Origin of the sequence: Cellulomonas sp. FA1 (genome assembly GCF_000986825.1) — a bacterium.
Classification (GTDB): Bacteria; Actinomycetota; Actinomycetes; order Actinomycetales; family Cellulomonadaceae; genus Cellulomonas; species Cellulomonas iranensis.
Window position 1 is genome coordinate 2,220,600 of the sequence record NZ_LBMY01000001.1, and the last position, 20,849, is coordinate 2,241,448.

Below are 20,849 nucleotides of genomic sequence, written 5' to 3' on the forward strand. Positions count from 1 at the left end.
TCATCCCCGCGAGAAGCGCAGGACCTCCTGCTCGAGGGTCCCGGCGAGGCTGCCCAGCCCGTCGTCGCCCGCGGCGCGCGTGATGCGGTCGACCTCGCCGGTCATGTCGTCGATGACGACGCCGATGCGTTCCATCGCCGCGACGGCGGCCGTCGAGGCGGCCTGCGCGGCCGCGACCTCGTCGGCGATCTGCGCGGAGTTGCCGGTGACCTCGTCGGCCAGCGTCCGGACCTCCGAGGCGACGACGGCGAACCCGCGGCCCGCGTCGCCGGCGCGCGCCGCCTCGATGGTCGCGTTGAGCGCGAGCAGCCGCGTGCGCGACGCGACCGTGCGGATCAGCGCGGCGGCCGCGTCGATCTGCGCCGACGTGCGCTCGAGCTCGGCCATGATCGTGCGCGCGTGGTCGACCTCGGTGGCGCCCGCGCGGGCCGACGCCGCGACGGCGTGCGCCGAGGACGCGAGCTCGCCCGACGCCTGCGCCACGAGCCCGGACACCCGGCCGGTCTCGGAGACGAGCCGCGCCTCCTGCGCGGCTCGGTCGGCGTGCGCGGTCGCGAGCATGTCGCGCCCCGCGTCGATGCGGCTCGCGGCGTCGCGGTACGCGCCCTGCAGGCCGCGCTGCAGCAGCCGGCGGTGGTAGCGGCCCTCGGCGGCCGCGCCGAGCGTCGCGGCGGCCTCGCGGACGAACGTGTCGACGACGTCCAGCAGGTCGTTGAGGGACTCGCGCACCGGGCCGAGCGTCGTGCCGGGCAGCTCGGGGACGCGGCGCTCGAGGTCGCCACGGCTCGCGGCGCGCAGCGTGTCGACGACGGCGGCGAGCGCCTCGGCCTGCGGGTCCGGGCCGGCGGCCCGGTCGTCCGGCGCCGCGGACGGTGCGGGCACGGTCCCGGTCGGCGCGGGACGGCGGCGGGGGCGCGTCACGCGGCACGCCCCTGGCCGGCGACGACCTGCCAGACCAGCTCGTCGTACGTGCAGCCGCGTGCGGCGAGCTCGTGGTCGAGCAGCGTCGACGACGCCTCGAGCGCGGCACGGGGCGTGGGCTGCGTGGACTCGGCGGCGCGCAGCCGCGCGTAGAGCGCCTCGATCTCGGCGACCGCGGCGGGCTCCGGCAGCCGGCGGCTCGAGTGGTACCCGACGACGCCGCCGTCGGCGCCGCGCGACGGCGTCACGTGCGCGAGCACCCAGTACGACGCGCCGTCCTTGGCGAGGTTGTTGATGTAGGCGAACATCTCGCGGCCGGCGCGCAGCTCGTCCCACAGCAGCCGGAACACCGCGCGGGGCGTGTCGGGGTGCCGGATGACGTTGTGCGGGCGGCCCAGCAGCTCGCTCTCGTCGTAGCCGGACACGCGGCGGAACGTGCCGTTGACGTAGGTGATGCGGCCCTGCAGGTCGGTCTTCGACACGATCAGCTCGTCGGGGGCGAAGGTCCTGACCTCGCCCGTGGGCACCACCGTCCGCGTCCCTGTGGACGTCCGCATGCGCTCGCTCCCCCTCGCGTCGGTGCCTCGACGCGTCGTCGCCGTCCCCGCACCTATCGACGGTCGCGGCCCGGACGTGAGGAAGCGCGACCGCGGCATCGGGACCTCGGGCTCTTCCGCACTGCACGTGGTCCCCGTCGGACGCCGCGCTGCGCGGGGTCGGCGTCGGGCGCCGACGCAGGTAACGCCACGGGTCGGCGCCCGGTGCGCCCACGGGCGGGGCTACCCGCCGGCGGTGCCGGCGCAGCCCGGGGCGTCGGGCTGCTGCCGGCACGTGCCGGACACCAGGCGCGACGTGCGCTCCTCGACGTCGAGCTCGGGCCCGGTCACCGAGGTCTGCGCGGTGCCCGTGACGTCGCGCCACTGCGGGTCGCCCGCGACCCGGTACCGGCCCGACCACTGCGTCGTCAGCGTGATCGCGACGCGCCCCGGCCGCTCGTAGCGGTGCACGACGTCGAGCGCCGGGTACGGCCGGCCGGCGTCGCGCGTGGTGGTGCTGTGCCCGTCGCCCCAGTCGTACGTGAACTCCCGCGGGGTCGCCTCGACCGTCACCTCGTGCCCCAGCAGGTCGGTCGTCAGCGTCACCGGGCTCGGGTCGGTGTAGACGATGGTCTCGACGTTGACGAGCACCCAGTCCCCGTCGGGCTGCACGTGCAGCGTCGGGGCGGGCAGCGGCAGCCGCCGGAAGTCCTCGGCCGTCAGCACGGGGACCGCGGCGTCCGGCCCGACGCACGCGCCGTAGTCCTGCAGGCTCCACTCGCTCCACGCACCCGACGGGAGCACCCGCGACCGGGTCCACCGCGGCGCGCGCGGGGTCTCGCCCTCCTCGCACACGGGCGCGCCGAAGCCGAAGCAGGTCGCGTCGCCCGGGGTCAGCCGTTCGCTGTCCGGGCCAGCGCACGCACGCGCGAACCGTTCCTCGTGCTCGACGTTCGGTCCCGTTCCAGCTCCGCCCGACGCAGGACGTGAGGTCTGATTCCCGGACCAGCCGCCGACGAGATTCACCGCGTGACGCTCTGACGACACCTCCGCCTTCCTCACGAGACCGCCGAGGTCGGGCACGTCTGCAGCCGCCGCCACGGCACCGGTGGCGAGGTGAACGACGACGAACACAGCACAGGCGGCGGCGACGCCGCTCCTCAGCCTCATCCCTCGGGCTGCACGACGTCGGCCTGCTCGACGCGCCAGCGATCGCCGAGCCATGACATCGCGAAGATCAGGTCGACCGTTCCACCGTCCGACGTCTGATGCCGCGACCCGTCAGACGCGATCGTGAAGAGCGGCCCCTGCTCCACACGGAGATGGACGCGGAACCACTCGTCCTCGCGGATCTCGGCACTGTCGGACCAGACGACGGACGCGGGCTCGCGGAGGCTGGCATAGCCGTCCTCCACCATCGCTCGCACTTCGTCGCGAGTCGACGTACAGAAGACGCACCCCTCCGCCGACATCTCCAGCAGCGGCGCGGCGTCACCCGTCGAGTACGCGTAGTCGTACAGCGCGAGGAACTGCGTGCCCGCGGCGATCGCTCCCTCGGGGGTGGGCTCGGCGATGGCGGGGTCGGGCGTCGGGAACCGCATCGGCGTCGGGGTCGGGGCAGCCGTCGGCGAGGTCGTCGCCGTGGGCGTCGTGGACGGCGTCGGTGTCGCGGCCCCCTGCCCACCGCCCGGCGTGCAGCCGGCGACCAGCACCAGCGCGCCGAGCAGCGCGCTCGCCGCCACCCGAACCCTCTGTCCTCGCCGATCCGCCCGCACCCGCGGCGTCCTCGTCCCCTGCCGACCCATGGCGCAAGAACCTACCGATTCCGGACACTGCGCGGGCGCGGTCCGGCGCCCCTGTGGACGACACCGCGCCACCGGGCCCGTGTGAGGGCGTCCCCCGCAGGGGCCACCACCGCAGCGGCCATCACCGCACGCACGGACGCCGCACGCACGGAGGCGGCACGCACGGACACCGCGGGCCGGGACACCTCGGCGTCCCGGCCCGCGGTGCGCTCAGCGCGTGAGCGAGGCGACGACCTCGTCGGCGCGGTCGTCACGACCGGCGGCGCGCAGCATGTCGACGAGCATCGACGCGGCCGCGCCGCGCGGCTCGGTGGCGCGGGCGATGCCGAAGCCCTCGACGGCGGACTCGAGGTTCCAGATCGCGTCGTCGACGCCGCCCATCGCGTGGTGCAGGCGCCCGGCCAGCCAGAACGCGTGCGAGGCGTCGGCGACCGCGTCGACGGCCGCGTACGTCTCGGCGGCCCGCGACGCACGCGCCGCGGCGTCGGCCGCGTGCTCGGGCCCCATGGACGCGAGCACGCGCGCCGCGGTGTCGTCGAGGTCGGCGCGGGCACGCCGGCGGGCGCGGGCGACCCGCTCGTCGAGCTCGGCGCCCGCGGCGTGCGCGGCGGCGTCGGCCGGGGCGGGCGCGTCGGCGTCGGGCGTCGGCTCGGCCAGGCCGTCCAGCAGGCCGTCGACGGCCTCGAGCAGCGCGGGCCCCGTGCCGGTGGTGACCGCGACGGGGCCCCACGCGACGACCACCGGCACGACGTCGACCGGCGGCACGCCGCCGGCCCGCATGCGCGCGACCGCGCCGGGGTACGTCGCGGCGGCGCCGTCCTCGTCGCCGGCCTCCTGCGCGCAGCGCGCGGCCTCGGCCGTCGCGAACCCCGACTCGGCGAGCCGGCCCGCGGCCTCCGCCTCGGCGGCCGCGTCGAGCCACGCGGCGGCGGCGGACACGAGGTCCCCGGCGGCGACGAGGCGCTCGGCGCGCTGGACCGCGGACTCGGGCGCCCCGGCGTCGTCGGAACCGGGTGCGGGTGCGGCGGCGACCGGTGCGGCCGCCACCGGGGCGCCGTCGGGCCCCCCCGCGCGGATCACGTCGAGGTCGAGGCGCACGTCCGCCGGGCGGGTCGCGCGCGCCCGGGCGAGCAGCGTGGCGTACCGGTCGGTGCCGTTGCGCGCGTCGAACGCGCGCGCGAGCGTCTCGGCCTCCGCGTCCGCCCACGTGCGCAGCGACGCGACGTCCGTCGCGGGCACGCCGTCGAGCGTGACGGGCACGTCGGCGTGCTCGGGGAGCAGCGCGGACGTGCCGGCGACCACGTGCAGCAGGAAGATCAGGCGGTCCCGCGGCGTGTCGGCCTGCACGAGCAGGCGCTGGTCGACCACGAGCGCGCGCAGCGCGCGCGTCGGCTGACCGCCGCGCGCGAGCAGCTCGAACCGCTCGCCGCGCGCACCCGCCATGTCGGACTCGGCCTCGGCCAGCGCGGCGACCGCGCGGCGGTGCGCCGACGCGGCCTCCGGCGCGCGGCCCGCGTCGAGGTGGATCAGCGCGAGCGTCGACAGCATGTCGGCCGGCTCGGTCGCGCACGTCTGCCCCGTCGCGAGGGTCTGCTCGATGAGGCGGCGCGCCTCCTCGGCGTCACCGCGCTCGACGAGGTACGTCGCACGGTCGCCCGGGTCGCAGACCTCGCACTGCGAGTACTCGTCGCGTGGCGTGCGCACCCACTCCTCGTAGAGCGCGTCGACGTCGGCCGAGCCGCGCGTGCGGGCCAGCGAGAACCGCTCGAACGCGACCGCGTCGCGTCCCAGACCGGCCAGCGCGTAGCGCCGCTCCATGTCCTCGAGCGTCGCCTCGATCTGCGAGGCCGGGACGTTCGGGAAGTCCGACAGGTGCCCGACCATCCACTTGAACGTCCAGAACATGCCCTGGACGTCCATGTCGTCGAAGTGCTCGGGGTGCTGGTCGTACCAGCGCACGAGCTGCGTGAACGGCAGGTACGCCTTGTCGACCTCGCCGTTCCACACGAGCGACTCGACGAGCACCGACAGCGCGAACGCGCGCGCCTTGTCGGGCCCCTCGGCCTCGATGAGCCGCACCTGCTGCTCGGCCGCCTGCGTGCGCGCGGCGCCGTACGGCAGCGACCGCACCCTCGAGATCTCGCGGTTGGCCTCGTCGAGCGAGCGGGTCACACGTCCTCCTGGGTCTCGTCGGGCACGCGCGGCTCGGGGCGGGGCGTCAGCCCCGCGTCGAGCAGCACGCCCATCGCGTCGTTCATGAGCTCGGCCTCGCGCACGCGCAGCGGCTCGCCGGCCAGCAGCACCGCTGTGACGTAGAGCGACCGCACGCCGGCCGCGAGCACGGGCGCGTCGGGTGCGGCGGTGAGCAGCCGCCGCACGGTGGGGTTCGCGTCGTTGAGCACGAGCCGGCGCGCGGGCGCGTCGTCGGTCGCGTCGGTGAGACCCGCGAGGACGCCGCCCCACAGGTCGTCCGCCTCGGCGACCGTGCGGCGCACGTCGCTGCGGTGCCGCCCCTCCCGGTCCTCCAGCAGGACAGCGGGCACCTCCTCGGGCTCGAAGCGGCGCACCACGAGGTCGCAGTCCAGCGGGCGCACGACCGCGTCGGCCGCGCGCACCTGGTCGAGGACCTCGAGCTCGCGGAGCGGCTCGAGCGGCTCGAGCACCTGCGCGACGTCCTGCGCGTTCAGCTCGCGCACGCGCCAGCCGGGCCGGCGCGCGAGACGTGCCAGCAGGTCGGCGTCGTACACGTAGCCCGCGTTGACGACCGTCATGCCCTGCGCGCGGGCGACGGGCGCGACCCGGCGGAAGTCCTCGACCCGGGTCGTGTGCAGCACGTCGCCGTGGGACTCGCGGACCGCCGCCAAGGTCTGCGTGCCGTCCGTGGTCTCGAACGGCAGGACCTGCGCGGCGAGGTCGAGCACCTCGTCGTCGACGACCGCGAGCGAGCGCAGCGCCAGGTGGTGGGTCGAGACGACCTTGCGGCTCGTCGAGGACGGCGAGGTGAGCGTGGCGACGGTCCACGCGCGCACCTGGGCCGCGAGCGCCTCCTGCGCGGCCAGCAGCGTGTCGTCGGTGTAGAGCTGCTCGCGCGACGCCGTGGGCCGCAGCACGCCGGTGTCGACGACGCAGCGCACGAAGAACGCCCAGTCGGGCAGCAGGTCCTCGACCTGCGTGCCGAGCAGCATGCGCTTGAGGTACACGCGGTGCCGCGACCCGGCACCCGGCGGCACCGCCGTGGGCAGCACGAACGCCACGCCCGACAGGCCCGCGAGCGGGACCTCGAGGTCGATGTGCGCGAGCGGCGTGAACCCGAGCGTGCGCTCGCAGTACGCCGCGAGCGCCGCGGTGCGCTCGGCGTCGTCGCGGTACTGCGCGCGCCACGGCAGGACGGGCTCGCTCGTGCGGCGCCACGCGGTGCCCTGCGCGCCGGGCAGCGGCACCTCGACCGCGACGTCGACGGGCAGCAGCGCGCCGAACTCCTCGGCGAGCGCGACGACCGTCTCGGCCGCGAGCCAGTGGTCGGTGTCGCGGCGCGCGCGCAGGCGCACCGTGCTCCCGGGCTCGACGGGCGCGTCGGAGGGCAGGACCGTCAGGTCGTACCGGCCGTCGGCGTAGCCGACCCAGCGCACGGGCGGCGCCTGCGGGTCGGTGGCCGAGCGCGACACGAGCTCGATCTCGTCCGCGACCATGAACGCGGACAGCAGACCGATGCCGAACTGCCCGAGGAACTCCTCGCGGCCGAGCCCGAGGTCGAGGTCGCGCTTGGACGAGCGCCCGACGGTCGCGAGCAGCTCCTCGGCCTGCGCGGGCGTGAGCCCGACGCCGGTGTCGGTGACCTCGAGGGTGCCGTCGGGGCCCGGACGCAGCCGCACGGTGGCGGGTGCGTCCGGGTCGACGGCGCGGCGGGCCGTGATCGCGTCGACGCCGTTCTGCAGCAGCTCGCGCACGTAGACGCGGGGCCCCGAGTACAGGTGCCGTGCCAGCAGGTCGACGACGCCGCGCAGGTCGACCTGGAAGGCCCGGCCCGCCGCGGTGGACTGGTTCTCCACGGTCAGTTCTCGTCCATCTCCGCCCGGGCGGCCGCCGCCTCGGCGGGGTACTTCTCGTCCAGGTGCTCGAAGAGCTGCAGCCCGGTCGAGATCCCGCACGCGAGCTGCAGGTCGACCTGCGCGTCGCTCACGCCGTGCTCGTAGTCGACCGTGTGCTCGGCGTACACGCCGACCACGCCGTCCTCGGCCCGCACGTAGCCCTTGGGCCACAGCTTCGAGGCGTTCCACTCGTTGACGATCTCGGTGATCGCCTGGAGCTGGTCGAGGCCGACCTTGCGGTTCCAGCGGCCACGGGTCTGCAGGTACTCGCCGTTCTGACCCATGATGAAGAAGTAGAAGAGGTGGCCGTCCCAGTAGCCGCCGACGTCGCCGTCGTCGTCGATGCCGTAGCGCATGTCGCGCGCGTCGAGCGCGGCGGTCACGCGGTCGCGGCTGAGCGGGCCGAGCGCCGGCGGCGGCGGTGCGGACGTGTCCTTGGTGAAGAAGCCCATGATCTCCCCGGTCGGGTGGTGGTGGAACGGCAGGGCGGACCGGGACCCGTGGGCACCGGCTCGACCCGAGGGTCGAGCCTAGCCACCGCGTCCGACATGTCCGTTCGGCCGTCCGGGCGAATCCCCTGTGACTGACGGCCATGACGCGGTGAGCGGTGTGGTCGACCTCACGCGTCGAGGTCGAACGCGAGCACGAGCGCACGCGCCAGGTCGCGCTCCTGGTCGGGAAGCAGGTACCCGACGACACGGCCGAGCGCGCTCGCGGGCACCGTCTGGACGTTGTCGCAGCTCACCACGCACGCGTGGTCGAGCCCGTTGGCGGGACCGAGCGGCACCTCTGTCGAGAGGCCGCGCACCGTCGAGGTGATCGGCGCGACCGTGACGCTCGCCAGGTGCGGCCGCACCAGCTCCCGCGTGAGCACCAGCACGGGCCGCGCCTTGTCGAGCTGCGCGACGTGGATCGGGCGCATCAGTCGATCGAGGGCAACGACTGCCGACGTGCCCACGCCGCGAGCGCGTCGAGGTCGTGAGCACCGGCCGCGTCGCCCGTCAGCAGCGCGGCGTCGCGCGCGGCGAGCTCGCGCCGCAGGTGCCGCTCGAGCGCGTCCTCGACCACGGACGCGCGGCTCCGGGCTCGACCCGCGGCGACGAGGGAGTCGAGGGCCTCGACGAGCCCGTCGTCGAGGCGCACGGTGATCTGGATGGTCATCCCGCGATGGTATCGACTTCGGGATTTGTGACGCATCCCGGACCGGGTCCGGGCGTCAGCCGCGCAGCACCAGCACCTGCCGCGGCGGCAGCACGAGCGCCTCCCCCGCCGCGACCGTCCGCCCGGTCAGCAGGTCGACGCCCGCGACCTCGGACGTCACGGTGCGCGGCTCGTCGCCGTGGTGCAGCACGAACGTGAAGCGCGTCCCGTCGGGTGCCACGCGGTGCGTGACCTCGACGCCCCGGTCGTCGGCGTGCGGGCCGAGCAGCCCGTGCCCGGCCACGACGTGCCGCAGCACGCGCGCGAGGCCCGCGTCGTCCAGCCCGGTCGCGACGTGCCACGAGGACCCCGCGCCGCGCCGCGCGCGCGTCACGGCCGCGCGGCCCGCGTAGAAGTCGGCGCCGTAGGTGCCGACCACCTCGGTGCCCTCGTCCGGCACGAGCAGCTCGAACACGAGCGTCGCGTCGTGCGTCGTCGTCGCACCGTCGAGCGTGAGCGTCACGGGGTTCGCGGCGCCGGGCACGCCCGAGTCGGTCTCCTCGACGCGCGCGCCCACGAGCGCGTCGAGCGGCGGCGACCCGAGGAAGGCATTGGTGGACGCGTCGACCCGCCCGCCGTAGAACGTCGTCACGAGCGAGCCGCCGCGCTCGACGAACGCCGTCAGCCGCTGCGCCACGTCGCCCTTCAGCACGTGGAGCAGGGGTGCGACGACCACGTCGTACGCCGCGAGGTCGGCCGTGACCGGGACGACGTCGACGTCGACGTTCGCGTCCCACAGCGCGCGGTGGTGCGCCAGCAGCGTCTGCAGGTAGGACACGTGCCGGTTGTAGCCGTCGGTCATCTCGACCGCCCACCACGAGTCCCAGTCGAGCAGCAGCGCGACGCGGGCGGGCGTGCGCGCGCCGAGCAGCGTCGACCCCGTCGTCGCGAGCGCCGCGCCGAGGTCCGCGGCCTCGCGGAACACGCGCGTGTCGGTGCGGCCCGAGTGGTCGAGCAGCGCCCCGTGGTACTTCTCGCACGCGCCCCGCGACTGGCGCATCTGGAAGTACAGGGTCGCGTCGGCGCCGTGCGCGACCGACTGCCACGTCCACAGCGCGAGCACGCCGGGCCGCTTGACGGGGTTGACGTCGCGCGACGCCGTGATCGACGGCGTCTGCTCCATGACCCAGAACGGCTGACCGCCCTTGAGGCCGCGCATCGCGGCGTGCGTCGCGGCCATGCGCGCGGCCGTGCGCAGCGGGTCGTCGGGCAGCGGCGGGTAGTTGTCCCACGACACGAAGTCGAGGTCGTCGGCCCAGCGGTGGTAGTCGACCGGCTGGTAGAAGCCCATGAGGTTGGTCGTCACGGGCGTCGTCGCGTCGTGCGCGCGGATCGCGGCCTTCTCGGCGGCGAACCCCTCGCGCAGGCGGTCGGACATGTAGCGCCGGTAGTCGAGCGTGATGCCCTGGAACGCCGTGTGGTTCGGCCCGCGCCAGTGCTCCGACAGCATCGACGGCGGCACGACCTCGTCCCAGTCCCCGAAGACGTGCGACCAGAACAGCGTGCTCCACGCGTCGTTGAGCCGCTCGAGCGTGCCGTAGCGCGCGCGCAGCCACTCGCGGAAGCCCGCCGCGCACAGGTCGCAGTAGCACGCGCCGCCGTACTCGTTGCCGACGTGCCACGCGACGACCGCCGGGTGGTCGCCGTACCGCCCGGCGAGGCGCTCGGCCATCGCGACCGACAGCCGCCGGAACGCGGGCGACGACGGGCAGTGGTTGTGCCGCTGGCCGTAGACGTGGCGGCGACCCTCGAGGTCGACGCGGCACGCGTCGGGGTACGCACGCGCGAGCCACGGCGGCATCGCGCCGCTCGGCGTCGCGAGCACGACCTGCCGCCCCTCGGCGTGCACGCGCTCGACGATCGCGTCGAGCCGCGTGAAGTCGTAGCGGTCCTCGGCGGGCTGCGTGTGCGCCCACGCGAACACGCCGACCGTGAGGGTCGTGACGTGCGCGAGGTCGAACGCGGCGTGGTCCTCGTCCCACACGGGCGCGGGCCACTGCTCGGGGTTGTAGTCGCCGCCGTAGCGGACGTGGTCGCCTGCGGGCAGGGTCACGGGACACCTCGCGGTGGGGTGGGGACGGACGGGGACGGCCGGGCCGTCGGGGCGCGGGCCGTGGGAGAGGGGTCGGTCAGGCCGTGAAGCGCGCGGTCGCGTCGCGGACCACGGGCTCGGTGGTGGTCGTCGCGGCCAGCGCGAGCAGACCCGCGAGCAGCACGAGCACCCAGTCGGACGTGTACAGCACGACCCCGGTGCACAGCACGAGCAGCGACAGCACGCCGAGCGTGACCAGCGGCCGGGCCGCGAGGTAGTACGACGCGAGGCGCGCGACGTCGCGCGTGCGCAGGCTCAGGTGCGACGACAGCGCGAGCGCGAGCACGGCCCACAGCAGCGTCGCGACGGCCAGGACCACGAGCGCGACGCCGTACGCACCGGGCACGCCGGCCGCCTCACGGTTCGCGAGCGAGAAGCCGATCACCGCCTGCACGGCCACGAACGGCACCCACCAGCGCAGCACGTCGACCGCGTTGACGCGGTACCCGCGCCAGAAGTGCCGCCCGGGGTGCAGGTCGCGCTCGGCGAGGAACCGCCGCCACGCGAACATCGCGGCGGCGAGCGCGGGCCCGAGCGGCAGGGCGAGCAGCGCGACGATCCACACGTTGGCGGCGTCGGCGGCGAGGAACGGCACGAGCGCGAGCGGCACACCGCCCGTGAGCGCCACGAGCACGCTGATCGTCAGGACCCAGAGCACGACGGCGGCACCCCGCGAGAGCGGGCCGGAGCCGACCTCGTCGAGCGGGTCGCTGCGCTGCGTCATCGTCGTCATGCTCGCACGCGCTCGTGCGCCGCGACGAGCCGGTCGTCGTCGACGCCCAGGATGCGGCGGTCGTCGAGCCCCTCGTGGTGCGTGGGCGTCACGGGCGTCAGCTCGACGAACGTCACCTCGTGGCGCGCCAGCGCGAGGTCGAGGTCGACGCGGCCGTCGTGCGCGCGCAGCACGTCGTGCTCGACGGCGGGCGCCGCACACGTGCGCAGCAGGTCGAGCTCGCGCGACGTCGGCGACATCGGACGCCCGAGCTCGCGCCACGTGGCGAACGCGTTGCCGTCGTGCTCGTTGACGCGCTCGCGCAGCGCGAACGCGACGTCGCCGCGCACCGGCAGGGACAACGAGACGCGGTGCTCGGCCGCGGCGTCGGGCGCGTCGGTGCCGCCGACCGGCTGCCACGCGAGCACCGTGACGCGGCCGTCGGGGTCGGCGCACACCAGGTGGTCGTCGCCGCGGGCCAGCACGTCGCGGCCCATGCGCGCCATGAACGCGTACAGGTGGTACGTCGGCTTGGGCACCTGCCGGTGCGTGAGCATGCCGAACCCGCCGTGGAAGAACGACGTCGGCACGTTCGTCTCCTCGAAGACGTCGCAGAACGTCCAGTACGAGAACGAGTCGACCAGGTCGCCGCCGCCCGCGAGCACGGGTGCCAGGTAGGCCGCGTTGTACGCGGTGTCGTGGATCGGGTTGTCGGGCCGGTACGAGGTGTTGAACTCGGTGATGTGCACCGGCAGGCCCGCGAGCGCCGTGCCCTCGAGGTAGCGGCGCGGCACGTCGAACTCGCCGAGCAGCCACGCCGGCGGCTGCAGCGTCTGGTAGGTGCCGAACGGGATCTCCTGCGTCGGGCCGGTCGCGTACGCGTGCCGGCTGACGAAGTCGATCGGCACGTCGCGGCTCGTCACGAAGTCCGCGAACGGCGCCCACCACGCGTCGTCCGAGCCGCCACAGATGGCGGGGCCGCCGACCTGCAGCTCGGCGTCGACGTCCTTGACCGCACGGGCGGTCTCCTCGAACAGCCGGAAGTAGGCCGCCTGGTCGGCATCTTTCCAGAAGCCCGCGAGGTTCGGCTCGTTCCAGACCTCGACCGGCCAGCGCCGGACCTCCTCGATCCCGTACCGCTCGATCTGGTGCCGCAGCAGCGCCTGCACGAGCGCGACCCACTCGGCGTGGTCGCGCGGCGGCGTCACGTTGCCCTTCCACCAGAAGACGGTCTGGTCGCCCGAGGCGAGCTGCGAGGGCATGAACCCGAGCTCGAGGAACGGCCGGATCCCGACCTCCAGGAAGAAGTCGTGCACCTGGTCGACGTACGTGAACGCGTACCGCGTGTGCGTGCGCCCGTCGACCTCGTCGGTGCGCAGCAGCCCCATGTCGTCCGACAGCAGGCCGTGCCCGCGGATGTGCCGGAAGCCGATGTCGCGCTGCACCTGCGCGAGCGAGTCGCGGTAGTCCGCGCGCAGCGCGAGGTTCATGCGCCCGGTGCCGACGCACTCGCGCCAGGACGTGGGCAGGGGGCCGGACGGCTGGGACGGGACGACGGTGCGCACGGTGCTCCAAGGACGGGTCGGGGCGTGTCGGGGTGATGCGGGGGTGCGGGACCCTGCCGGGCCCCGATGAGCGACGGCCGGGTCGCCCTCCGCTGCGGAGGGCGACCCGGCCGTCACCGGTCAGCCGTTCTTCTCGGCGAAGCGCTCCTGCGCGCCGTTGACGACGTCGAGGTACTGCTGCATGTTCTTGCCCTCGAGCTCCTTGACGTAGGCGTCCCAGTCGTCCAGCGAGCGCTGGCCCAGGATGAACGCGGCCGTGTTCTGCCAGACGTGGTCCTTGAGGGCCGTCTGCCACAGCGAGACCTGCTCGCGCTCGAGCTCGTTCAGCGGGGCCGGCGGCGAGACCGGAGCGAGCTCCTTGTCGGACATCGACTCCACGAACTCGACGACCTCGGGCCGCAGCATCGACTGGTCGAGCTCGTCGGACGAGCCGTGCTCGAGCATCCAGACGCCGTTGTGGTAGCCGTAGTCGACGTTGAGCTTCTTGGGCGCGCCCGGGTTGAGGTCGTTCTGGTCGATCTCCGGCATGAGGGTGCGCTTGCCGTCGGCGTCCTTGGTGTACGTCTCGCCCTCGACGCCCCACTTGGAGAACTCGAGGCCCTCGTCGGAGTAGAACAGCCAGTCGAGGTACTGGAGCATCGCCTTGAGGTGGTCGGAGTCCTTGACCTTCGACGACAGCATCGCGCCGCTCACGAGGCGGCCGCCGGCGACGTAGTCACCCGCGGGACCGGCCGGCACGCGGATCATCGTGACCTCGCCGGGCGTGCCCAGCTCGGCGAACGCGGTGCGGACCTTGAGGATCTCCTGGTCGTTGGTGAGCTGCGCGAACGTCTGGCCCGACGCGATCTTCTGCTGCGCCTGGTCGTCGTCCTGCGTGAGGCTCTCGGGGTCGAGCAGGCCGTCCTCGACGAGCCCGTGGAAGTACTCGAGCAGGTCGCGGTACTCGTCCATCGCACCGGCGTAGACGAACTCCTTCGCGTCGGCGTCCCAGTAGGTGCCCTCGCCGAAGCCCCAGCCGGCCGCGGTGCCGAAGTTCGGGGCCGCGATGTTGAGCGTCGCCTCGAGCGGGCCGTTGGCCGACCAGCGGTCGGACATCGGGAACTTGTCGGGGTACGCCTCCTTGACCTTCGCGAGGTCGGCCGCGAAGTCGTCGAACGTCTCGGGCTCCAGGCTCAGGCCGAGCTGCTCCCAGACGTCCTTGCGCACGGCGAACGTGTACATCGGGCGGACCGACTCACGCAGGCCGGGCAGCAGGTAGAACTTGCCGTCCTCCTGGCGCATCCGGTCGACGTCGTCCTGCAGGTCCCACTTCTCGACCTTGTCCTTGAAGTTCGGCATGTAGTCGATGTAGTCGCTGACCGGCAGGATCGCGCCGCCGGCGACGAACTGCACCTCCTGGCCGGGGTGCGTCACCGAGATGATGTCGGGCGCGTTGCCGGCGCCGATGGCGACCGACTTGGCCTGGTCCCAGTCCGACAGCGGACGCGACGTGATGTCGAAGGAGACGTTCTGGTTCTCCTTGAACTTCGTGAGGATGTCCCAGTCGTCCTTGAGCGGGTAGTTCGGGTGGTCGCGGTACATCAGGCCGAACGTCACCGGCTCCGTCGCCTTGAACGTCGTCCCGACCGCGAAGTCCTCCATCGCGCCGACCGAGCCGATGTCCTCGGCGGACGGCTTGTCGCCGTCCCCGCCGTCGCCACCGCTGCCGCAGGCCGCCAGCGCCAGCGCGAGGGTCGCGGCGGTCGCGGCGTACGCCACCGACCGCTTCTTGGTGGTCCTCATGGTTCTCCTTCCGGGGGAACGTCGTCGTCCGGATCCGTGGAAGTGGCACCGCGACCCCGGCGGGGCGCGGGTGGGGCGATCAGGTCACTGCTTGACCGAGCCGAGCATCACGCCCGACACGAAGTACCTCTGGATGAAGGGGTACAGGCACACGATCGGCAGGACGGTGAGGAGCATCGTCACCGCCTTGACGTTGGCGGCGATCTGCGTCGCCTCGGAGGACCCGGCCGCGCCGTCGACGCTCGTGGCGCCCGCGATGAGGTTCCGCAGGTAGACGGTCACCGGGTACAGCTCGCGGTGGTCCATGTAGAGGAACGCGGCGAACCACGAGTTCCAGAACGCGACCGCGTAGAACAGCACCATCGTCGCGATGACCGCCTTGCTCAGCGGCAGGACGATGCGCCAGAGCTTGCCGTACGTGCTCAGGCCGTCGATCTCGGCGGCCTCCTCGAGCTCGGTCGAGAAGTTCTCGAAGAACGACTTCATGACCAGGAGGTTGAACACGCTGATCGCGTTGGGCAGCGCGATGGCCCACACGGTGTTGCGCAGGCCCAGCTCGTTGACGAGCACGTAGTTGGGGATCAGGCCGCCGTTGAAGAACATGGTGAACACGGCGATGCCGATGAACACCTTGCGCCCCTTGAGGCGGTACTTGGAGATCGCGTACGCGTACGTGGTGGTGAGGACCATCGCGACGAGCGTCGCGACGACCGTGTAGTAGACCGTGTTCTGGTAGTTGCGCCAGAACATCGAGTCGCTCATGACGAGGTCGAACGTCGTGAGGTTGAAGCCGCGCGGCCAGATCGTGACCTGCCCCGAGTTGATGTACGACTCGGAGCTGAACGCCTGCGCGGCCAGGTTCGCGAACGGGTAGAGCGTGATCGCCGCGATGAGGACGAGGAGCGTCGCGTTGACGACGCGGAACGCGGTGTAGGCCCGCGTCTCCTTGACCGCCCGGACGGTCGGCTTCGACAGCTTCTTGTCGAGGCGCGTGACGTTGTCGACGGTCACCACAGGGAGGCTCCCACCACTCGGCGCGAGATCGCGTTGGCCGACAGGACGAGGGTGAGGCCGATGAGCGCCTCGAACAGGCCGATGGCCGTGGCGTAGGAGAACTGGCTGGACCCGATGCCGACGCGGTACAGGTACGTCGCGATGACGTCCGCGGTCGGGTAGAGCAGGGGGTTGTACAGCAGCAGGATCTTCTCGAACCCGACGGCCATGAACGTGCCGATGTTGAGGATCAGCAGGACGACCATGGTGGGCCGGATGCCGGGCAGCGTGACGTGCCACGTCTGGCGCCACCGGTTGGCGCCGTCGATGCGCGCGGCCTCGTAGAGCTGCGGGTCGATGGTCGACAGCGCGGCGAGGTAGAGGATCGTGCCCCAGCCGACGGTCTGCCAGATCTCGGAGCTGATGTAGATGGTCCGGAACCACTCGGGCAGCTGCATGAACCCGATCGCGTCGCCGCCGATCGCGGTGATGACCTGGTTGACCGTGCCGCGCATGGCCGTGAGCTGGAACACCAGGCCGGCGACGATGACGATCGACATGAAGTGCGGCAGGTACGAGATCGTCTGGATGATCCGCTTGAACCGCTGCGAGCGGAGCTCGTTGAGCATGAGCGCCAGCACGATCGGCAGCGGGAAGATGATGACGAGGCTGAGGACGCCCAGCACCAGGGTGTTCTGGAAGACGTTCCAGAACGTGGGATCGTTGATGAACATCCGCACGTAGTGCAGACCGACCCACTCCTCGCCGAAGATCGAGCCGCCCGGCCGGAACCGGCGGAACGCGATCACGTTGCCGAGCATCGGCACGTAGCGGAAGACCAGGAAGAACACGAGCGGGAGGACCAGCAGCGAGTACAGCTGCCAGTCCCGGCGCAGCGCGCGCCCCCACGTGACGTGACCCTCGCGGCGCCTGCGGGCCGCGCGGTCGCGCGGGCCGGACGGGCCGGCGCCCTGCGCGACCGGTGCGGCGGCGCGCTGCGTGCGGTCCACCGTCGTCTGCGCGGCGACCGTGCCGTCGACGGTCACTCCGTCCTGCGTGGACATGGCTTCACCACCCTTCGCGGGTGAGGAGCACCCCGGGGGTGGTGGTGCTCGTCAGGTGCGGGACGTGGTCGTGCGGCGGCGTCCCGGCGTCCGCCGGCCCCGTCTCGTGCTGCTCCGCCTGCATCGGTTCTCCACGCCCTCGTGGTCGAAACGTGTCGGCGGCCCATTCCGCCGAACGTGAGGGCTGCCACGTTAGGCAAACGTTTGCGGTGCCGTCAACCTCCGTGGCCGAACCGAGACCGGACGGGTGTCCGGGACAGCCTCCGGCGGCGCCCCGGACGTCCCACGACGGCCGCGCACCGGCGCCGAGCGGCCCTGCCGGACGCTCCCCCGCGCACCCTCCCGGGTGCTACCGTGCCCTCGAAACTTGCGGACACATCACGGGCACCCGACGACGACGTCACCACCCGCAGTCAGGCGAGCCCGGCCGGAGGAGGCCCCGTGACCACGTCGACCGACGGACGACGCACCGTCACCATCGCCGAGATCGCGGCGCTCGCGGGGGTCTCCGTGCCGACGGTCTCCAAGGTGCTCAACGGCCGCGCGGACGTGGCCGCGGCCACGCGGGCCCGCGTCGAGGCGATCCTCGAGGAGCACAGCTACCGCCGGCGCCGCGGGCGCGGCTCGGGCGACCCGAGCCTCATCGACCTGGTGTTCCACCACATCGACAACGCGTGGGCCCAGGAGGTCATCAAGGGCGTCGAGGACGCCGCGGCGGCGCGCCGCGTGGGCGTCGTGCTGTCCGAGCTCGGCGGTGCGCACCGCCCGCCGCAGGACCTCATCGACGACATCCTCGCGCGCCGCCCGCTCGGCGTGCTGCTCGTGCTCTCGACGCTCGACGCGACGCAGCGCCACCAGCTCGAGTCGCGCTCGATCCCGTTCGTGGTCGTCGACACGTTCGGCGAGCCGCCGGCCGGCGTGCCCACCGTGGGGTCCAACAACTGGAACGGCGGTCTCATCGCGACCCGCCACCTGCTCGCGCTCGGGCACCGGCGCATCGGCGTCATCGCCGGGCCTCCGGACGTGCTGTGCTCGCGCGCCCGTGTCGACGGCTACCGCAGCGCGCTCGCGGAGGCGGGCGTCGAGGCGGACCCCGACCTCGTGCGCTGGGGAGACTTCCACGTCACCGGCGGGTACGAGCACGGCCTGCGGCTGCTGCAGCGCGCCGACCGCCCCACGGCGATCTTCGCGGGGTCCGACTACCAGTGCCTCGGCGTCATGCGCGCCGTGCGCGAGCTGGGCCTGTCGATCCCCGAGGACGTCTCGGTCGTGGGCTACGACGACATCCCGCTCGCGCAGTGGCTCGGGCCGTCGCTCACGACCGTGCGGCAGCCGCTGCGCGAGATGGCCGGCACCGCGACGCAGATGGTGCTGAGCCTGGCCGCCGGCGAGCGCCCGGCGAACCTGCGGATCGACCTGGCCACCGAGCTCGTCGTCCGGGAGTCCACGGCCCCGGCCCCCGCCTGACGGCCCTCCCCGCACCGCCGCGGAGGGTCAGCCCACCGCGACCGTCGGCTCGCCCGGGCGCACCACGACCTGCCGGCGCTCGGCGCCCTCGCGCACGTCCACGACGACGCGGCGCTCCGCCGCGAGCACGGCCCGCACGACGCGCCCGTCCCGCCACGCGAGGTCCACGAGCCGCAGCCCGCCGCGCAGCCGCAGCCCGCGGACGCGTCCGGACGGCCACGCGGCGGGCAGCGCGGGCAGCAGGTGCACCTCGCGCACGCCGTCCGGACCGCGGCGGTGCGCCTGCACGAGCGCCTCGGCGAGGCCCGCCGTGAACCCGAGGTTCCCGTCGATCTGGAACGGCGGGTGCGCGCACAGCAGCGAGCGGTAGACCCCGCCGCGCTCCGCCGCGGGCGCGGCGGCCGGCGGCAGGTCGGCCGGGTCCGCGTCGACCGGGTGCAGGAACGCCGTGACCAGCGCGGTCACCCCGTCGGGGTCGCGCAGGCGGGCGCGCAGCGCGAGCCGCCACGCGAGCGACCAGCCGGTCGAGTCGGGCCCGCGCGCGTCGAGCGTGCGCCGCGCGGCCGTGGCCAGCGCGGGCGCCGCGTCCGGGTCGATCGACGTGCCGGGGAACACGCGGTACAGGTGCGACTGGTGGCGGTGCGCGGGCTCCGCGTCCGGCACGTCGGCCGACCACTCGGCGAGCCGCCCGTCCGGTGCGACGCGCTCCGTGGGCAGGCGGTCGAGCGCGCCGTCGACGGCGGCCAGCAGGTCCTCGTCGCGCTCGCCCACGACGGGCGCCAGACGGCGCACGTGGTCGAGCAGGTCACGGGCCATCGCGAGGTCGGACGTGGTCGACACGCCCGCGGCCGCGGGGCGACCGTCGGGCAGCAGGTAGTGGTGCTCGGGGCTCGTGGCCGGTGCCGTGCCGAGCGAGTCGTCGGGCAGCTCGACGAGCGTGTCGAGCACGAACAGCGCCGCGCCGCGCACGACGGACCAGTGCCGGCGCAGCGCGTCGTCGTCGCCCGTCCAGTCGTGGTGGTCCACGACGTGCCGCGCGAGCCACACCCCGCCGAAGGGCCACCACGACCAGCTCACGGAGTCGCGCCCGCGCCCCGTGGGGCCCGTGAAGCACCAGGCGTCGCTGTTGTGGTGCGCGACCCACCCCCGTGCGCCGTGCAGCGTGCGCGCGGTGGCCTCGCCCGCGGCCGCGAGCCGGTCGAGCCACGCGAGCAGCGGCTCGTGGCACTCGGCGAGGTCCCCCACGAGCGTCGGCCAGTAGTTCATCTCGGTGTTGATGTTGACCGTGTAGTTCGCGTTCCACGGCGGCTGCACGTGCGGGTTCCAGATGCCCTGCAGGTTCAGCGGCAGCGTGCCCGGCCGCGACCCGCTGACCGTGAGGTGCCGCCCGTACTGGAACGCGAGCACCGCGAGGTGCGGGTCGGGCGCGCCGTGGGCGTGGCGCAGGAGGCGCGCGTCGAGCGGCAGGTCGGGCACGGGACCGGGGCCGTCCGCCCCCGCGGTCGGCGGGTCCTCGCCGGGCGCGCGCAGGTCGAGCTCGACGCGCCCCATGAGCGCGCCGTGGTCGGCCTCCTGCCGGGCGGGCAGGCCGTCGAGGTCCGCGAGCGCGGCGTCGAGCGCGGCGCGGGCCTCGGCCGCGACGCGCGACCGGTCCCCGTGCAGCGTCCCGGCCGCGACGTCGTGGTCGGTCGCAGTCGTCAGCACGACGCGCACGCGGCCGGCGCCGCGCACGCGCACCTCGCCGTCCGCGACGTCGACGGTCGCACCCGGCCCGTCGGCGAGCACCGCGACCGCGACGCCCGCGTGCACGGCGCGGCCGCCGTAGGTCACGAGGTCGGGCTCGCCGGAGTAGTCCGGCAGGACGTCCGACGGCAGGTCGACGGCCGCGCGCAGCACGACGCGGGCACGCCCGCGGGCGGGGTCGTCCGCGGACCCGCGGTGCGCGGACGTCGGGGCGACGGCCCACGGGTGCCGCGACGCGAGGCGCACGCGCACGTCGTGCGGTGCGGCGCCCGCCCCCGCGGGCACGGGCCCGGGCGACGCGGCGCCCCCGCCCCCCGGCGCCGCGGCCCCGGCGACGCGACCACCGGCAGCGACGCACGTTCCAGCAGCAGCGCGCGGTCGGGGTGGCTCACGCGCACGTCCTGCCGCCACGGCGTGCCGTCGGCCGCCCGCCACGTCGTGGTCACGACCCCGCGGCCCAGGTCGAGCACGCGCCGGTAGCCGTCGTCGCCCGCGGCCGCGGGGTGGTCGAGCTCGACGTCGACGAGCGGCTGGTACGCCTGCGACCAGCCGGTCTGCAGCCGCTGCACCTCGCGCTCGGCGCCGAGCGGGTCGCCGGCCGCGAGCCGGGCCCGCGCCCGCTCGACGACCGCGGGCGGGTCGTCGTCGCCCAGCGGGCCGACCGGCCGCGGCGGCCCGTCGAGCGGTGCGCCCGACCAGCACGTGTCGTCGTTGACCTGCACGAGCTCGTGCGCCGTGCCGCCGTGCACCATCGCACCGAGGCGCCCGTTCCCCACCGGGAACGCGTCCGTCCAGCGCTCCGCGGGTGCGTCGAGCCGCAGCTGCAGGCGCGTCGTCGCGCCGACCTCGTCGTCCACGCCCCCACCCAACCACCCGCCGCC

At 74.1% G+C, this 20,849-nt stretch carries 18 protein-coding genes; 1 reads left to right on the top strand and 17 read right to left on the bottom strand.

Annotation, left to right across the window (positions count from 1 at the left end; translation table 11 throughout):
- From GY42_RS20135 to GY42_RS10115, 15 genes are all read right to left on the bottom strand, one after another.
- Entirely contained in the window at positions 1–882 is an 882-nt protein-coding gene (locus tag GY42_RS20135) for a methyl-accepting chemotaxis protein (protein ID WP_046530811.1), read from the bottom strand.
- 35 nt (positions 883–917) lie between these two features.
- Complete coding sequence (locus GY42_RS10050; protein WP_046529225.1) at positions 918–1,478, bottom strand: PAS domain-containing protein; 561 nt, start codon at positions 1,476–1,478, stop codon at positions 918–920.
- Between the two features lie 222 nt (positions 1,479–1,700).
- Positions 1,701–2,261 carry a hypothetical protein gene (locus GY42_RS10055; RefSeq protein ID WP_152667267.1) on the bottom strand — a complete coding sequence of 187 codons (561 nt, stop codon included), beginning with the start codon at positions 2,259–2,261 and terminating at the stop codon, positions 1,701–1,703.
- Positions 2,262–2,623: 362 nt separating this feature from the next.
- Complete coding sequence (locus GY42_RS10060) at positions 2,624–3,199, bottom strand: DUF6318 family protein (protein ID WP_046529227.1); 576 nt, start codon at positions 3,197–3,199, stop codon at positions 2,624–2,626.
- 273 nt (positions 3,200–3,472) lie between these two features.
- Positions 3,473–5,434, bottom strand: coding sequence for a hypothetical protein (locus tag GY42_RS10065; protein ID WP_046529228.1), 1,962 nt, complete (start codon positions 5,432–5,434; stop codon positions 3,473–3,475).
- Positions 5,431–7,311 (bottom strand): HSP90 family protein, encoded by a 1,881-nt coding sequence (locus GY42_RS10070; RefSeq protein WP_046529229.1) that lies wholly within the window; start codon positions 7,309–7,311, stop codon positions 5,431–5,433. Before GY42_RS10070 ends, GY42_RS10065 begins: the two co-directional genes overlap by 4 nt.
- Before the next feature lie 2 nt (positions 7,312–7,313).
- Positions 7,314–7,802: a YbjN domain-containing protein gene (locus GY42_RS10075; protein ID WP_046529230.1), complete on the bottom strand. Its 489-nt coding sequence runs from the start codon at positions 7,800–7,802 to the stop codon at positions 7,314–7,316.
- A 167-nt stretch (positions 7,803–7,969) separates the two neighbouring features.
- Complete coding sequence (locus GY42_RS10080) at positions 7,970–8,272, bottom strand: type II toxin-antitoxin system PemK/MazF family toxin (RefSeq protein ID WP_046529231.1); 303 nt, start codon at positions 8,270–8,272, stop codon at positions 7,970–7,972.
- Entirely contained in the window at positions 8,272–8,511 is a 240-nt protein-coding gene (locus tag GY42_RS10085) for a ribbon-helix-helix domain-containing protein (RefSeq protein ID WP_052748303.1), read from the bottom strand. Before GY42_RS10085 ends, GY42_RS10080 begins: the two co-directional genes overlap by 1 nt.
- 55 nt (positions 8,512–8,566) lie before the next feature.
- Positions 8,567–10,603 (bottom strand): beta-galactosidase, encoded by a 2,037-nt coding sequence (locus tag GY42_RS10090; RefSeq protein ID WP_046529233.1) that lies wholly within the window; start codon positions 10,601–10,603, stop codon positions 8,567–8,569.
- Positions 10,604–10,679: 76 nt separating this feature from the next.
- Positions 10,680–11,366 carry a hypothetical protein gene (locus tag GY42_RS10095; RefSeq protein WP_046530812.1) on the bottom strand — a complete coding sequence of 229 codons (687 nt, stop codon included), beginning with the start codon at positions 11,364–11,366 and terminating at the stop codon, positions 10,680–10,682.
- A gap of 5 nt (positions 11,367–11,371) precedes the next feature.
- Entirely contained in the window at positions 11,372–12,919 is a 1,548-nt protein-coding gene (locus GY42_RS10100) for a GH39 family glycosyl hydrolase (protein ID WP_046529234.1), read from the bottom strand.
- A 120-nt stretch (positions 12,920–13,039) separates the two neighbouring features.
- On the bottom strand, positions 13,040–14,701 hold the full coding sequence (locus GY42_RS10105) for an ABC transporter substrate-binding protein (RefSeq protein WP_046529235.1): 1,662 nt from the start codon (positions 14,699–14,701) through the stop codon (positions 13,040–13,042).
- A gap of 84 nt (positions 14,702–14,785) precedes the next feature.
- Positions 14,786–15,715, bottom strand: coding sequence for a carbohydrate ABC transporter permease (locus GY42_RS10110; protein ID WP_201775263.1), 930 nt, complete (start codon positions 15,713–15,715; stop codon positions 14,786–14,788).
- Complete coding sequence (locus tag GY42_RS10115; RefSeq protein ID WP_236686761.1) at positions 15,709–16,758, bottom strand: ABC transporter permease; 1,050 nt, start codon at positions 16,756–16,758, stop codon at positions 15,709–15,711. Before GY42_RS10115 ends, GY42_RS10110 begins: the two co-directional genes overlap by 7 nt.
- A gap of 441 nt (positions 16,759–17,199) precedes the next feature.
- Here GY42_RS10115 and GY42_RS10120 point away from each other — a divergent pair, with 441 nt between their 5' ends.
- Positions 17,200–18,225 (top strand): LacI family DNA-binding transcriptional regulator, encoded by a 1,026-nt coding sequence (locus GY42_RS10120; protein ID WP_046529236.1) that lies wholly within the window; start codon positions 17,200–17,202, stop codon positions 18,223–18,225.
- Between the two features lie 27 nt (positions 18,226–18,252).
- On the opposite strand, the gene GY42_RS19010 is transcribed toward GY42_RS10120, so the two are convergent.
- Both GY42_RS19010 and GY42_RS18665 read right to left on the bottom strand, forming a co-directional pair.
- Entirely contained in the window at positions 18,253–20,121 is a 1,869-nt protein-coding gene (locus GY42_RS19010; protein ID WP_152667268.1) for a glycosyl hydrolase family 95 catalytic domain-containing protein, read from the bottom strand.
- Positions 20,052–20,825: a glycoside hydrolase N-terminal domain-containing protein gene (locus tag GY42_RS18665; RefSeq protein WP_160309407.1), complete on the bottom strand. Its 774-nt coding sequence runs from the start codon at positions 20,823–20,825 to the stop codon at positions 20,052–20,054. Before GY42_RS18665 ends, GY42_RS19010 begins: the two co-directional genes overlap by 70 nt.
- Positions 20,826–20,849: the final 24 nt, after the last annotated feature.

Coding starts and splice junctions, on each gene's coding strand:
- GY42_RS10050 (WP_046529225.1), bottom strand. CDS start 1,478: ATGCGGACGTCCACAGGGACGCGGACGGTGGTGCCCACGGGCGAGGTC.
- GY42_RS10075 (WP_046529230.1), bottom strand. CDS start 7,802: ATGGGCTTCTTCACCAAGGACACGTCCGCACCGCCGCCGCCGGCGCTC.
- GY42_RS10080 (WP_046529231.1), bottom strand. CDS start 8,272: ATGCGCCCGATCCACGTCGCGCAGCTCGACAAGGCGCGGCCCGTGCTG.
- GY42_RS10085 (WP_052748303.1), bottom strand. CDS start 8,511: ATGACCATCCAGATCACCGTGCGCCTCGACGACGGGCTCGTCGAGGCC.
- GY42_RS10095 (WP_046530812.1), bottom strand. CDS start 11,366: ATGACGCAGCGCAGCGACCCGCTCGACGAGGTCGGCTCCGGCCCGCTC.
- GY42_RS10105 (WP_046529235.1), bottom strand. CDS start 14,701: ATGAGGACCACCAAGAAGCGGTCGGTGGCGTACGCCGCGACCGCCGCG.
- GY42_RS10115 (WP_236686761.1), bottom strand. CDS start 16,758: ATGTCCACGCAGGACGGAGTGACCGTCGACGGCACGGTCGCCGCGCAG.